The organism is Pseudomonas sp. VA159-2 (assembly GCF_024126635.1).
Taxonomy (GTDB): domain Bacteria; phylum Pseudomonadota; class Gammaproteobacteria; order Pseudomonadales; family Pseudomonadaceae; genus Aquipseudomonas; species Aquipseudomonas muyukensis.
Genome location: NZ_JAMYBV010000050.1, coordinates 1 through 15,035 on the forward strand (window position 1 = coordinate 1; position 15,035 = coordinate 15,035).

Below are 15,035 nucleotides of genomic sequence, written 5' to 3' on the forward strand. Positions count from 1 at the left end.
GGTCATCGTCAAGATTCATTTCGCAAAACCCCTATCTGCGTGAGCAGGTAGGGGTTTTGTCTTTGTGGCGCAAAAACCCAGGCATGTGCGCTCCCTGTAGGAGCGGCCTTGTGTCGCGATCGGGCGCGCAGCGGCCGCAGAACCTGCAGCTACGGTCCTCCAGGAAAATCGCGTCGCCTGGTTCGCCAGCAAGGCTGGCTCCTACAGGCCGCAGGCATGACGCAAGGCCATGGCCGTGGCGTCTGCTTGAGAAACAAAAAAGGCCGCTCCCGGTGGGAGCGGCCTTGTTGTTTCTGCCTGCCTACTGACGCTATCAGCTCAACAGGTTACGCACATTGCCCATGGCTTCATCAGCGAACCCCTGCAGGAACGCCTGGAACCCCGGCAGCGCTTCGGGCCCGCCTTCCCATGGCTCGGCCTGGATCATCCAGGTGGCGCGGCTGCGATTGCCATCGACCACCGCCACTTCCATGGCCGCCCACAGGTTGCCGATGTTCAGGCTGGTGTAGATCAGGCTCCAGGTCATGTTCATGGCCTGGTCATCCCGCGAGTTCAACTGCTCGATCACCACGTTGCCATCTTTGAACAGCTTCTTGCGCACCGAACGCACGCCTTGGCCTGTCATTTCGATATGCGCCAAGGCAGGGATGAATACCGGGAAGCCGGCAAAGTTGCCGACGATGTTCCACACACTGGCGGCCGGTGCGGCGATCTCAACGCTGGACACCACCTGGCAGCCTTGTGGGTTGCGGATCAGGGTATCGGGTTTGCATGCTTGCATGTCGTAGTGCTCCTGTTGGGTTTAAAAGATCAGATAAAGCCGATATCGGCCAGGTAGCGGCAGCCGCGGCCAAGCAGCTCGGGGCTTTTGCTGGGGTAGTGAGTACCCATGCGCAACACGCCAGCACGGGCGTTGTCATGGGCGATGCCAGAGATGTCGCCGATGTCTTCCTCGAAGCCGTCCAGATAGAAGCCCAGGACGTCGTACAGCGCGTTGTCGCGGTCGACCCGGCGCAACTGGCATTGCCACTGCTCGACACTGACCAGCTCGAAGGCATGGCCCTGGGCGCGAAACGATGCCAGGTAGTCACGCCAACGCAGCGGCTCGGGGTTGTGCAGGTTGAACACACAGTGGCCGCTCTGGTGGCGGCTGCCGTGGAAGGCGATGAAGCGGGCCAGGAAGTCCACGGGCATGAGGTCGAAGTCGATCTCAAGGCCTGGCACCTGCCCCAGTTGCAACGACCCCTTGAGCATCAGCATCAGGCGGTTGCGCTGGGGTTGGCAGGCGCCGGTGCGGCTGTCGAAGGTGATGTTGCCGGGGCGGAACAGGTTGACCCACACGCCCTGCTCGCGAGCACGGCTGAGGATGCGCTCGCCGACCCACTTGCTCAGGTTGTAGCCATTGCGGATGTAGATGGGCGGGGTCGGCGCCGGATCTGCTTCCAGCACGCGCCCGTCGGGGTCGACCGCGCTGCAGGCAGACAAAGTCGAGACGAAGTTGAAGATCTTCTTGCGCCGCCCTTCGCACAAGCGCAGACACTCGAACAGCGGCTCGATGTTGTCGGCCGCCAGCACCTGGTAGTCGAGCACATGGTTGACCTGGGCCGCGTTGTGCAGCAAGGCGCCATAGCCGTTATCCAGGTAGTCGTAGTCGGCCTGGACAAGCCCCAGGCGCGGCTTGCGCAGGTCGGCCTCGAACACCCGCACGCGGCCCAGATCCAGGGTGATGTGGTTGTCGCGCAGCGCCTGGGCGAAGCGTTCGTCCGCCGACACCCCGTCGCCACGCCGGACCAGGCAGGCCACTTCGCTGGCCCCCCAGTCCAGCAAGGCTTCGACCAGGTGTACACCGAGGAAGCTATTGGCCCCGGTGACGATCACCTTGTGCACATCGCCCAGGCGATCCACCGGCAGCACCTGCAGGTTGAGCGCGCGATTGGCATCCTCCTCAAGACGCGCCAACGACGTACTCGTGCCTGCGTCTTCGCCATCGAGCAGCGCTCCCAGGCGTTGCAGGGTTGGCTGCTCGATGAACCGGTTGATTGCCACGCCCCGGCCGAACTGCTGACGAATCTCCAGCAACAAGCGCGACAGCAGGATCGAGTGGCCGCCAAGGTTGAAGAAGCTGTCGTCGCAGGAAATGTCAGTCTCTGGCAGCTCCAGCAGCGTGCTCCACAGGCCTGCCAGGCGCTGCTCGGTCGCGGTCCGTGGTGCCAGGCGCTGGCTGCCCGGCAGTGCCAAGGGGCGCAGTGCCAGGCTCTGGCGGTCGACCTTGCCATTGGCGGTGTAGGGCATGTGCTCCAGCACCTGGTAGAACATCGGGCGCATGTAGTCGGGCAACTGCCGTTCGGCGTGCTCGCGCAAGCGCTGCGCGGCAGCGTCGCACTCGGGGTGGGCGACGAACGCCAGTACCCGACGCTGATCGTCGATCACCACCGCCACCTGGGCGTACAGGCGGCTATCGCGCAGGCAGTGCTCGATCTCCTCAGGCTCGACGCGAAAGCCACGGATCTTCACCTGGTTGTCGCGCCGCCCGCATATTTCGATGCCGTGTTCGCCCCACTTGCCGATATCGCCCGTGCGATAGGCGCGCAACCGACGGCCATCCGGCAGTTCGAGCTCGACGAAGCGCTCGGCGCTGAGGCTGGGGTTGTTCAGGTAGCCGAGGCCGACACCTGGACCGCTGATGTACAACTCGCCGGGTGCCTGCTGCAGCACTGGCCGCAGCTCGGGGTCGAGGATCAGCACCTGGGTGTTGGCGATGGGCATCCCGAGGTCACGGTTGCTGTCGCCAGCGGCGAACACCCGGGTGGTCGCCAGCACGGTTGTCTCGGTCGGCCCATAGATGTTGTGCAGCCGACACTGCCCGGATAAGCGGGCGATGACTTCGGGCTCACAGACATCCCCTCCGGTAATCAAGTGACGCAGGCCCAGGTGGGTATCGCGCGGCAGGATGCTCAACAGGGCCGGTGGCAGGAAGGCATGCGTGATTTCCTGGCTGTGGATAAGTTGCAGCAGGCGTTGTGGGTCGCGCCGTTGATCCTCGCTGGGCAGCACCAGTTCGGCAGCACAGGCAAAGGTCGGCAGGATGTCCAGCAGAGAGGCATCGAAGCCGATGGTGGAGAATTGCAGGACCCGGGCCTGGTTATCCAACGCCACATGCTCCCGGTACCAGGCCATGAAATGCGTCAGGTTGCGCTGGCTGAGCAGCACGCCCTTGGGCTGGCCGGTGGTGCCGGAGGTATAGATCGCCACGCAAGGGTGATCTGGCGCTGTATCGCGCAGGGCCAGGCTGGGCAGCTCGGTTTCTGTGGCGTCAGCCAGGTTACGCACATCCAGTTGCAAGATATCCACAGGCTGCTGGCCATCGTGAAGCAGCACGCAGGCACCGGCGTCGGCGAGGATGCGCTGCCGCCGTTCGGCTGGCGTGGCCGGATCCAGCGGCAGGTAGATGGCGGCGCTGCCCAGCACCGCCAGCAGGCTGGCGTAAAGCGCGGGCGACTTGTCCATGCACACGGCGACCACAGGCGCATTCGTCCCGCCAGGCAGCAGCGGCAGCAGGGCACGCTGGATACCCAACGCCCGTGCATGCAGTTGCCGGTAGCTGTAGCGCTGGCCGTCCTGGTTCAGCGCCGGACGCTGTGCCTGTTGCCACAGGCTGCGTTGCAACTGGTCGACCAGGCCAGCCTCGGCGCTTTCCAACAGGTCGGCACGCAGCGTGCGGTTGAACGGGTGGCGGTAGGCCAGGGCTTCGAGCCAGTCCAGGCCATGTTCGCGTTCCTGCTCGCCGGGGCCGACCGTGGGGGCCTCTTGCAGGTATTGCGGATTGCGGGCGAAACGGGTGACGTGCAGCGCCAGCTGTTCGGCCAAGACCTGTTGCGCAGCCTCACGCAGTTGCTGGCCGTTGCCAGAGGCCGGGGAGGCCACCGGCGCACGACCAATCAGGCGCTGAGCGCTGGCATTGCCGCACCAGCACAGGGTCTCCAGGCGCGGCAGGGTGTTGCTGAAGCTGGCACCCAGGCGCAGGCGGAGCAAGGGGGCAGGCCCCAGCGGCTGCCAGTCGCCACTGGCCAGGGCCAGGCTGCCGTCCTCCACCATCAGGCTCGGCGCGGTCGCCAGCTGTTGGCGCAGGGCGTCGCCACTGTCGGCCTGGGTAACGCCGTGGCCGTGCGCGTCGAGGGTCTGGGCCAGCAGGCCAAGGGTGGGGCTGGTCCCCACCAGGAGTATGTCGAGGCGTCTCATGTCGGGATCCTCAGGGCAGGTAGTCGCGCAGCGCGTCTTGCACGCAGGGCGACTCGAGCATGCTGCTGGCGCGGAAGAAGCGCAGGATGTTACCCAGCAGCGGATGCTGGTGGTTGATCGGGTAGGCCAGCGCCTGCGCTTCCTCGCGCAGGGCCTGACGCACCGACTCGTGCACCGGCAACGCGGCGATAAGGGCGCAGTCGAAGGCCTGCTGGATATCGCTGGTCAGGTACTGGCGCAGGAACACTGGCAGTACCGCGGCGATGGCCTGGCGATCGGCTTCGGCTGCGGACTGCCAATACAGGCGCGTCAGCCTGGCCCAGAAGCTCGAGTGACGGCCTTCGTCGAGCAGGTGGTCGGCCATCAAGCCCTTCACCGAGGGCTTGACCGAATCGTCGCGGGCGAAGGCCGCGACATCGTCGGTCAGGGTGTTTTCGGCAATCCCCACGCAGATCAGCTCCAGGGCGTCCCGCAGGGTCTCGGGCACTTGCTCCAGCGCGGCTGGGATGGCGCGGCTGAGCTCGATCTCCTGGGGCAGGGCGATGGGCTCCACGCCGGTCAGGGCGATGGTCTGCTGGAGGAAGTCCATGGCCACCAGGGCGTGGTAGTCCTCGTCGACGACCACGGTCATGGCGTCGTAGCGGCAGGCGAACGGAAAGCGTACGGCGAAGCGGTCCTTGGCGATGCGCCGGGCTGTGCGGTCGACGATTTCGGTCTCGAAGATCACCACGTCGTTGATGAACTTGTAGAGGCTCTGTACCAGGACGAAATCGCGCAGGTGCGGGCACTCGCGCTGGAAGGTGGCGCCCAGTACCAGGGGCTGGCGGCTGAGCGGGTAGATCAGCCTCTGGTCATCCTCCACCCGCCGCCGTGGGCGGGTGCGGATGGTCGCGCGCTCTTCCCAGGCGTCGGCGAAGGAACGGTAGTCGAACGCATTCATGGCGCGACCTCGGCGACCGGCGCCTGCAACGTGGCTCGCAGCCGGTCCCACAGGGCCATGCGGCTGTCCACGGCGGCGATGGCGGCGGCATAGACGTCTTCCTGGCGCTGCGGGTCGCCAGCGACCAGGCGGTCCAGCAACTGTTCGGCGGCGGGGCCGTGATCCTCGGAGTCGACCTCGATGTGGCGCTGCAGGTAGTAACGGAATGTCGGTGCCTGGTCGTTGCCGATGCCCCATTCGTCGAGAATCTGCTGGAACATCATCGGGATGACGCTTTCCCGGCCATGCAGGAACGCGGCGGCGACGCGATGGGCCGGGGCCTGCAGGGCGGTTTCCAGGGTATCGCGGACGAAGCGTTGCGCCGCCTCGCTGGCACCGGCGCGTTGCAGCGCTTCGTGGGCAGCGACGCCCTGCTGCTGGAGGTTGATGAATCGCTCGATGGCCACGGTGCTGGCGCCAACCTCGCGCATGGCATCCAGGTACAGCTCGAAATGGCTGTAGTGACCATGGTCGAGACGATCGTCCGACTCTTCACCCAGCACGATTTCGTTGATCAGACGAGCGGCGGCGGGATCGGCCGGGGGCAGCCAGGGCAGGCTGACACAGGTCAGTTCCTGTTGCAGTCGCTTGGTCAGCGACATGAAGTCCCAGACGGCGAATACATGGGTTTCCATGAACCGCTGCAAGGTCGGCAACGAGTCGATTTCGGAAAACAATGGGTGGCGGGAAAGTTTAAGTTTCTTGTCGGAAAGTGTGCGCTTCAAAGGGTTCATGAAAAGGTCCGTTGTTATCGGGTTTCAGGGTTCTGGATGACCGTGCAACCTGTGCGCCCCTCAAGTTCGGGGCGAACAGATGCCTCGAACTAAGTTTCGATGACGAACAGGCTGCAAGGGCCGCAGGGCTGTCTGTAGGCCAGGAACCACGGAGTATCCGGGCCGCCCGTGCTTGGCGATATAAAAGTTAGATCAACTTTGAAGTGCGCTGCAATTGTTTTTTAAACTATTTATGATGTGCGCTTTTTTAAAATAATAGTTGTCCGAATAAAACAGTTGATTAGTTTTATTTTGGCAATAAGTGCTCCTTCCGATAATTAACTATCAGAAAATTCGGACGCAGAGTGAATGCCTCACTCGGAGCACTGATAAACGGAGTTTGGGGGGCGTGATTATTCAGGGGCGGCTGATCGCTTGCGGTCCTTGCCCGGTGCCAGAGTCCTTCTGCAGGTGAATGAGGGCGCAGGCGGCCAGGCCCGTTACTGATGATCAGCGGCCGCTGCGGGAGAGTAGAGTGTGCTCAAAATGCTGGCACTGCCATGGCCTGCAACAGGCCAAGCAGCGCAAATGCCCGAAATCGCCGGTTCAGCGTCGGTAATGGGCCTACAAGCCGAGCAGCCCGAGGTGGGTGTTGAAGATGCGCACCAGGCGCTGGTTGAGCATTGATGAGTCGACCGTGCCGGCCGGCATCTCGATGAACTCCAGCGCGCGTCGGGCCTGGCTGTGCCAGCCGAGCATGGCGGCCAAAGCCCCCTGGGGGTAGAGCACGGTGATCGGCACCTGCAGGGCCGGGTGGGCTAGGCCTGTGGCGGTGTATGCCGGGCTGTCACAGCTTGAAACAAACAAATGCCGGGTCTGCCCAGGGTAGCTACCCTGGGCCAGATGGGTCAGGGCCAGGGCGACATGAGCCCCTTGGTGTTGGCCGAACAGGGCGTGGGGCTGCGCCAGGTAGGGCTGCAAGTGCTCGGCCAGGGTCTTGGCCTGCTCGCTGGCCGGTTGCGTCGGGTCGAGTGCGCCGGGCATGACCGTGGCGGGTACGTCGACCGCGACCAGTTCGATGGGGTCGCTGAGGGTGCGCGCCCAGGTGCGGTACTGGATAAGCTGCTGTCGGGTACAGGCCAGGCAGATCAGGCGGACCCTGGACGGTGTTTCGGTCGAGGATTGCTGTCGCGTCTGCACGTGCACTGCCGTTCCTTATGCCGGATCGTCCGACCTTGGGCGGCATGGCCGCCGAATGGGATCAGTTGGCCGCTTGCCGATCGAGGTAGTTGCGAATGGTGCGGGCGGCGTTGTTCAGGTGCGCCTCCAACAAGGTGACGGCTTCGTCCACGAGTTTGTCGCTGGCGGCATCGACCAGGGCGATGTGGTCATCCTGGGTCAGCTTGCCCAGGCCCATCGAGGACAGGTGGAAGCGCAGGAAGCGTTCTTCCTCGTTGAGTTCGACCTCGATCATGCGCAGCAGCTTCTGGTTGTGCGCCTTGCGGTAGAGGGCCATGTGCAGCAAGCGATTGAGCCGGCCAATTTCGGCGTGGCGGGTCTCGGTTTCCAGCTGGCGGATGAAGTCCCTGGCCTGGGCGATATCCTCGGCGTCGAGCAAGGGAATCGATTGGCGCAGCGCTTCGGTTTCGAGAATCACGCGCAGGGCATAGGTGTCGACGGCGTCTTCACCGATCAAGGGGGCGACCACGGCGCCCTTGTGCATCACCACCTGCAGCAGCGACTGGGCCTCGAGCTGGCGCAGCGCCTCGCGCACCGGCATGCGGCTGACACCGAACAGGGTCGCCAGCTCCTGCTGGCGCAGGGCGGTGCCGGGCGGCAGGCGACCGTCGAGGATGGCGCTGCGCAGGCGCTCTTCGATGACACCGCGGGCCAGGTGCGCCGGCACCTGTTCGCTGCCCAGCACGGTGCTCAGGAGTTTGGGTTTGTCAGCCACGCGGGGTTCGCCTCGGCAACGTCAATATTGGATCCAATAACCCTAGTGAGGGTGGGGGGCCCTTGTCAAACGGATTGATCGGCGGCGGCGTCGCAGCGTGATCGCAAAACGCGGCTATCGTGAAGCAAGTCGGCAGCCTTGTGAAGCCAGACAAGGCCGTCAGACCTTGTGCGAAGCGGGTTTGCCGACAGTTGGCGGCATGATCGCACGGTGCCATTGTCTTTTCTTGCCGCTGCCCGCACCATCGCTGCTTTCGAATGATCAGAACAGGTGCCCGCAGTGGCGATACCCTGGACCTTCCATGCGACCGCGCGCCGTCTCGGGCTGGCCCTGCTGCTGGGCTGCCTGCTGCTGGGCGGCACGCAGGCGGATTGGGACTTCTCCCAGATCAGCCGCCGCGCCCAGGCGTTGTACGGCCCGCTGGGCGCGGGCCAGGGGCGGATCGACGCCTGGCAGAACCTGCTGGCGACCCAGAAGCAAGGGAGCGAGCTGGAGCAGTTGCAAGTGGTCAACCTGTTCTTCAACAAGCAGCTGCGTTATGTCGAGGACATCGACCTGTGGCATGAGGTCGACTACTGGGCCACGCCGGTCCAGTCGCTGATCAAGGGCGCCGGCGACTGCGAAGACTACGCCATCGCCAAGTACTTCAGCCTGCGGCGCATGGGCATCCCCGCGGAAAAACTGCGCATCACCTACGTCAAGGCCCTGCGCCAGAACCGCGCGCACATGGTCCTGACCTATTATTCAAACCCACAGGCCCAGCCGCTGGTGCTCGACAGCCTGATGGACGCGATCAGGCCGGCCAGCCAGCGTACCGACCTGCTGCCGGTCTATGCCTTCAACGGCGAAGGCCTGTGGCTGACCGGCGCTGCGGGCAACAAGAAGGTCGGCGACACCAAGCGCCTGTCGCGCTGGCAGGACTTGCTGAAGAAAATGCAGGCCGAAGGGTTCCCGGCCGAACCGGTTTACTGAAGGAGCACAGATGTCACTGTTCAAACAATTGCTGCTAGCCATTTGCCTGTTCCTGGTGGTCGCCTTCAGTGGCAGCTTCATGGTCAGCCTGGAGAGCTCGCGCAGCCAGTACGTCAACCAGCTGCGCTCCCATGCCCAGGATGCGGCCACCGCGCTGGCGCTGTCGCTGACGCCGAACATCGACGACCCGGCGATGGTCGAGCTGATGGTCAGCTCGATCTTCGACAGTGGCTACTACTCCAGTATCAAGGTCATCGACCTGGACTCCAATGCCGTGCTGGTCGAGCGTCATGCCGAACCCGACACGGGGGGCGTGCCGGGTTGGTTCATCCACCTGATCGGCCTGGAGCCGGCCGGTGGCGATGCCATCGTCAGCCGCGGCTGGCAGCAGGCAGCGCGGGTCGAGGTGATCAGCCACCCGATGTTCGCCCTGGCCAAGCTGTGGCAGAGCGCCCTGGGCAGCCTTGGCTGGTTGCTGCTGTGCGGCGCGGTGAGCGCGGTGCTGGGTGCGCTGCTGCTGCGCCGCCAGTTGCGGCCGCTGGACTACATGGTGGCGCAGTCCCACGCCATCGCCCGGCGTGAGTTCCTGAGCCTGCCGGAGTTGCCACGCACGCCTGAACTGCGCCGGGTGGTGCAGGCGATGAACCAGATGGTCGAGAAGCTCAAGGCACTGTTCACCGAGCAGGCCGAGCGCAGCGAAAAGCTACGCACCGAGTCGTACCAGGACAGCCTTACCGGCTTGGCCAACCGTCGTTACTTCGAGATGCAGCTCAATGCCCGTGTCAGTAACCTGGAGGAAGCCCGCGCCGGCTACCTGCTGTTACTGCGGGTGCAGGACCTGGCCGGCCTCAACGCCCGCCTGGGTGGCCAGCGCACCGACCAGCTGCTGCAAGCGGTGGGGGAGCAACTGCGGCGCACCTGTGCCAATTTTCCTGAAACCAACGACCTGATCACCCGTAGCCGCGGCGGCGAGTTCGCCGTGCTGGCACCGGGCATGGTCCATGACGAGGCGATCCAGCTGGCCCAGGCCCTGGAGGCCACCTTGCAGAGCCTGCATGAAACCGGCGCCAGCGATGTCGACCCGGTGGCCTGCATCGGCCTGGCCCCCTATAGCCCGGGGGATGCGCCACAGGCGCTGCTCAAGCTCGCCGACGAAGCCCTGGCCCGCGCCGAGAGCCAGCCGGAGCCGGGCTGGGTATGCCTGGAGCAGGGCGCCGCAGGCCAGGCCGCCGACAGCCACCATGCCTGGCACACGCGCCTGGACCAGGCGCTGGCCAAGGGGCAGTTCGAGCTGTTCTTCCAGCCGGTGGTGGACAGCAAGGTGCCGGACAAGGTGCTGCACTACAAGGTCATCTCACGCCTGCACGATGCCGAGGGCCAAGCCTTGGCGGCGGGGCGTTTCCTGCCCTGGCTGGAGCGTTTCGGCTGGATGGCGCGCCTGGACCTGCTGGTGCTGGAGAAGGTCCTCAGGCACTTGCAGGGGCATGGCGAGTCGCTGGCGCTGAACCTGTCCGCCGCGACCCTGGCCGACCCCAAGGCGTTGCAGCGGGTCTATGAACTGCTGGGCCAGCACAATGCACTCGGGGCGCGCTTGACCTTCGAGATCGGCGAGGAGCAACTGCCCGAGCAGTCGGTGCTCGAGCAACTGACCCGGCGCCTGCGCGGGCTGGGCTTCAGCCTGGCGCTGCAGCGTTTTGGCGGGCGCTTCAGCATGATCGGCAACCTTGCCCACCTGGGGCTGGCCTACCTGAAGATCGACGGCGGTTATATCCGCAACATCGACCACGAGCGGCACAAGCGCCTGTTCATCGAGGCCATCCAGCGTGCGGCGCACAGCATCGACCTGCCGCTGATTGCCGAGCGGGTCGAGACCGAAGGGGAACTGAAGGTGCTGCGCGAGATGGGCGTGCAGGGAATTCAGGGGCAGTTGGTGGGTGAGCCTGCGCCCTGGCGTTGAACGCCAGGGTGTGTTCGCCGGCAAGCCGGCTCCTGCGTGATGCTGTGGGAGGCGGCGCGCTGGTGGGTCGGGCCGCTCAGATCAACCCGCCTTCCTCGTCTTCCTCGATCAGGTTGTTCAGGCTGCCCAGCGCCTTGCGCGCGCTGGAGCGGTTGAGCAACTTGGCCTGGGCGCCCGGAGGCAGGTCGGTGATACTGAAAACGCCCTTGGCGGTGAGCACCTCGATCAGGTCCTCCAGCACCCGGATCATGTCCAGGTCGCTCTGCTTGAGCTGCTTGAGGCTGTTTTCCACGACGTCGTCGGCGAACCACGCCTGGATCTCGACATGATCGGCCGGCAGCATTTCGTTGAATCCGGAAAACTCGGCGGCCTCTACCCGCTGCAACTGACCCTGGTGGTTGCGTTGCACGTAGTACATGGCGTGATCCCTCGTCACGATGATTCCTTCTTGGTGTCAGCAGCATAGGCAAAGTTCACCAGGCCTGCTGGCCTGGTGCACGAGTATGCGCGGGAAGCGTTGGCTGGGGAACCCCGACCGCCGCGGCGACGGCCCTTGCAGGCCGCCGCCGGGGGGCAGCATCAGCTGTTGGAGTTGTCGATCTTGATGGTCGGGTCGGCACCGCTGATCAACGAATTGATCGTGGTGTTCGACCAGTTCACTCCCTCGAGCTTGATGGTCACGTCGGCGTTGGCCAGGCCACCGGCGGCGTTGAGCTTGCCCTCGGTGCTGACCTGCAGGGTCGACTCGCCGCCGACCGTGGTGATCTTCAGGAAGTTGTCGATGGTGCTGGCCTTCTCGCCCTGGAGCAAGTCGCTCAGGTCGAGGCGGTCGCCTTCCGTGACGTTGAAGTCCTTGATCACGTCCTTGCCCAGGTCGCCGGCCTTCCACACGAAGGTATCGGCACCGGTACCGCCGATGAGGATGTCGTCGCCCTTGCCGCCGATGAGGATGTCGTTGCCTTCGCCGCCGAGCAGGGTGTCGTTGCCGGCGCCGCCGAGCAGGATGTCGTTGCCCTTGCCGCCGTCGATGTAGTCGTTGCCACCCTGGCCGAAGATGATGTCGTTGCCGTTGCCGCCGAGCAGGGTATCGGCGCCATCGTTGCTGCGTGAGATATCGAACTCGCTGTAGTGCTCGGTGATGTACTTGTGCATCGCCCGCGCATCGACATCGCCCGTCGCGACGCCGGTCTTGCCGGCGACATAGGCCTGGATCGCCTCGACGCCGGTCCCGGCGATGCCGTTGAAGGTCATCAGGTCGCCGAAGATGATGTCGTTGCCGTCGCCACCATTGACCGTGTCGTTGCCCGGGTTGGTCACTTCGGTGTGGCCGAGGATCGCCTCGGCCAGCTTGCTCGGGTCGATGTTGGTCTGCGGCTTGCCGTCGGAGTCGAACGGCTTCAGGTCGTTGGCGTTGACACCGTTGTTGAGGCCGATGGCTTCGACGGTGGACAGGCCCGAGAGCAGCTTGAAGCTGTCCAGCGAGTTGCTCTGGGTGGCACTGGTGGTGTCGTAGCCCAGGCCGCCACGCGACGACAGTTCATAGGTGCCGTTGCCTTCGGCGTGCAATTCGCCGGATACGCCATACTTCCAGCCATTGCGGTAGTACTGCACCTGCAGGTTGCCGGCATTGTCGATGCTGACGTAGTTGGTGCTGCTGCTGTCGATGTAGCCGTTGAACGCCATGCCCGGCTTGTAGTTGATCGACGCCAGGAAGCTATCCAGGGTGATGCCCGAGGTACCCAGGGTCGGGTTGGGGTTCTCGTTGGTCTGATGGTAGGTCGGCTTGCCATCGGTGATGAAGAACGTCTGGTTGCTGCCGGTGCTGCCGCCGTCCTTGAGGTTCTGGAACCAGTTGGCGGTGGTCTTGAACGCGTCCTCGTAGTTGGTGCCGCCGTCGGCCCGCAGGTTGTTCAGTGCGTTGAGCAACTGCTGCAGGCCTGCATCGTTCAGGGTCACCGAGACGCTGCTCTTGACCTGGGTGGCGAAGTCCACCAGCAGGATGTTGACCGTCCCGGAGGCATCGCCCTTGACGCTCGCCGCCAGGGTCTTGAACACCGATTCCAGCGACTTCTTCGCCGCGTCCACGCCCGACGAGCCCATGCTGCCGGAGGTGTCGACGATGAATGCCAGGTTGTAGTTCTGGCCGGGCACCACGTGCAGCCCGGCGACGTCCGAGACGACGATGTCGTTGCCGTCGGTGCCGACGACGCTGTCGTTGTCGGACGACAGGTTGCTGGTGTTGTAGCTCTGCGGGTAGACGTTGACCTTGATCGTGCCTTCGCTGGTGGCGGTGCTGCCGCCAACGCTTTCGCTGGAGGTCGAGGTGACCTTCACGTCGAACTGGCCGTGGTAGTAGGCCGGTGGCTTGATGGTCAGGCTGCCCAGGTTCCAGCCGGTGACGTCCACCGCGTCCTTGCCGACGGTGACGGTGTGGCCGGCGCCATCGGACAGCACCGAGCCTGCCGGGATGCCGCCGAGCTTGACGTTCAGGCTCTCGGAACCATCGGTGTCGGTCAGGTTGGTGCTGATACCCACCAGCTTGACCGGCGCGCCGTTCTCGCTGCCTTCGTTGAGCTTGTAGCCGTCGTAGTAGCCCTGGCCGTTGCTGCCGTGCAGGTCGGACACGCTCACGCCGGCGTTGCTCAGGTCGTTGACGCTCGGGTACAGCGGGATGTTCGAGCTGTTCAGGTCCATGGCCGCGCCATTGTTGACCCGGATGTTGACGTCCAGGCTGCCGGGGCCGGCCTGGTTGGCGTTGTAGATCTCCAGGGTGTAGTAACCGCTGGTGGTCGGGGTGAAGCTGCCGGAGATCGCGCCGCTGGCCGAGCCCCAGATGCCGCTGGCGACGTTCTTGCCGCCGATGACGATCTGCAGGCTGTCATCGGCGGTACCGGTGAAGGCATAGGTCTTGCCGGCTTCCAGGTAGATCAGGCCGGAGGTCTTCGAGCCGCTGCCTGGGGTGACGTTACTGCTCGAGTCGACGCCGCTGACTGTCTCGGTCTTGCTGGCACTGCCGGAGTTGGCGAACACGTTCTTCAGCGTATCGCCGGAGATGCCGTTGCCATTGCTGCCCAGGCCGGTGAGGCTGTTCCAGGTTTCCCGGACCAGGCCGATCGAGTTGACATCGTTGCTGGCGATGTTCAGGTCGGGCTTGTCGGCCACCGGGCGGATATCGACCTTCAGCGTCGCTTCATTGCCCAGGTTGGTGCCGTCGTTGGGCTTGTACTTGAGCTGCGCGTAGTCGGCCTGCTTGTTGCCCACGCCGCTACCGCCATAGCCGTCGATACCCGACTGGTTGGCCAGCGGCACGAACTTCAGCTTGCCGGCGGCGATGTCAGCCTGGCTGACGGTCTGGTTCAGCGACACATCGACCCACGAGGTGCCGTTGAAGAACTTCAGGCTGCCCAGGTCCGGCAGCTTGCTGATGGTCACGGCCAGGCCGGTGTTGCCATCGGCGTCGCTGACGTTGAAGTCACCCCACTGGAACACGTAGTCGGTGTCTTCGGTGCCGGTCACCGCGCCGCCGGTCGCGACCGGGGCGTGGTCGTTGTCGATGATGGTGGTGGTGACGCTGGACTTGCCGGCGTCGACCTGCAGGTTCTCGAAGCCGCCGCCGCTGGCGCCGCTGATCTTGACCGTGAAGTTCTCCGAGCCTTCGACCAGCTTGTCGTCGATGGTCTTGATGTCGAAGCTGGTGCCGCTGCTGCCAGCCGGGATCTTCACGGTGACCACACCGGTGAAGTCCTGGCCGTCGGTGGCGGTGCCGCTGTAGGTCAAGGTGATGGTCACCTCGGACTTCGACGGGTTGCTCAGGGTCAGGTTGTAGTGGGCGGTATCGCCTTCGACCACCGAGGTGTCGCCGCTGATGCCGACGGTGGTCAGGTCGCCCTGGCCGGCCGGTTCGTCGGTGACGGTGGTGGTGACGGTGTTGCTACCCAGGCTCAGCTTCTCGAAGTTGTCGCCGCCGATGACCGACTCGATCTTGTTGACGATGTTCGGCTGGCCGCCGAGGTACGGGTCGTCCTTGGCGGTAATGGTGAAGGTGCCGCTGGCGCTGCCGGCCGGGATGGTCACCTTGGTGCCATCGGTGAGGGTGAAGGTCAGGCCATTGTGGCCGGTGACCGACAGGCCTTGGGCGTTGCTCAGGGTCACGGTGTAGGTGATCTGCCCGCCTTCAGTGACGGTGGCCTTGTCGGCGCTCAGGGTGGCCACGACTTCACT

At 64.5% G+C, this 15,035-nt stretch carries 10 protein-coding genes; 2 read left to right on the forward strand and 8 right to left on the reverse strand.

Annotated features, from left to right (window positions below; translation table 11 throughout):
* Window positions 1-313 precede the first annotated feature (313 nt).
* The 6 genes from NJG22_RS24065 to NJG22_RS24090 all read right to left on the reverse strand — a co-directional run bounded on the left by NJG22_RS24065 (window position 314) and on the right by NJG22_RS24090 (window position 7,885).
* Window positions 314-781: an SRPBCC family protein gene (locus NJG22_RS24065; RefSeq protein WP_253098401.1), complete on the reverse strand. Its 468-nt coding sequence runs from the start codon at window positions 779-781 to the stop codon at window positions 314-316.
* A gap of 29 nt (window positions 782-810) precedes the next feature.
* Window positions 811-4,239: an amino acid adenylation domain-containing protein gene (locus NJG22_RS24070; RefSeq protein WP_253098403.1), complete on the reverse strand. Its 3,429-nt coding sequence runs from the start codon at window positions 4,237-4,239 to the stop codon at window positions 811-813.
* Window positions 4,240-4,249: 10 nt separating this feature from the next.
* Window positions 4,250-5,179, reverse strand: a complete 930-nt coding sequence (locus tag NJG22_RS24075; RefSeq protein WP_253098405.1) for a diiron oxygenase — start codon at window positions 5,177-5,179, stop codon at window positions 4,250-4,252.
* Entirely contained in the window at window positions 5,176-5,952 is a 777-nt protein-coding gene (locus tag NJG22_RS24080) for a DUF3050 domain-containing protein (protein ID WP_253098407.1), read from the reverse strand. Before NJG22_RS24080 ends, NJG22_RS24075 begins: the two co-directional genes overlap by 4 nt.
* A gap of 603 nt (window positions 5,953-6,555) precedes the next feature.
* Entirely contained in the window at window positions 6,556-7,131 is a 576-nt protein-coding gene (locus NJG22_RS24085) for a hypothetical protein (protein ID WP_253098409.1), read from the reverse strand.
* Window positions 7,132-7,192: 61 nt separating this feature from the next.
* Window positions 7,193-7,885 (reverse strand): GntR family transcriptional regulator, encoded by a 693-nt coding sequence (locus tag NJG22_RS24090; RefSeq protein ID WP_253098411.1) that lies wholly within the window; start codon window positions 7,883-7,885, stop codon window positions 7,193-7,195.
* A 270-nt stretch (window positions 7,886-8,155) separates the two neighbouring features.
* On the opposite strand from NJG22_RS24090, the gene lapG reads away from it, so the two are divergent.
* On the forward strand, window positions 8,156-8,857 hold the full coding sequence (gene lapG / locus NJG22_RS24095) for a cysteine protease LapG (protein ID WP_253098413.1): 702 nt from the start codon (window positions 8,156-8,158) through the stop codon (window positions 8,855-8,857).
* Between the two features lie 10 nt (window positions 8,858-8,867).
* Window positions 8,868-10,814: a cyclic di-GMP receptor LapD gene (gene lapD, locus NJG22_RS24100; protein ID WP_253098415.1), complete on the forward strand. Its 1,947-nt coding sequence runs from the start codon at window positions 8,868-8,870 to the stop codon at window positions 10,812-10,814.
* Window positions 10,815-10,890: 76 nt separating this feature from the next.
* On the opposite strand, the gene NJG22_RS24105 is transcribed toward lapD, so the two are convergent.
* Together NJG22_RS24105 and NJG22_RS24110 are read right to left on the reverse strand one after the other, a co-directional pair.
* Window positions 10,891-11,232, reverse strand: a complete 342-nt coding sequence (locus NJG22_RS24105) for a tryptophan synthase subunit beta (RefSeq protein WP_253098419.1) — start codon at window positions 11,230-11,232, stop codon at window positions 10,891-10,893.
* 161 nt (window positions 11,233-11,393) lie between these two features.
* Window positions 11,394-15,035, reverse strand: a 3,642-nt coding sequence (locus NJG22_RS24110; protein ID WP_253098417.1) for an immunoglobulin-like domain-containing protein, incomplete at its 5' end; no start/stop codon positions are given.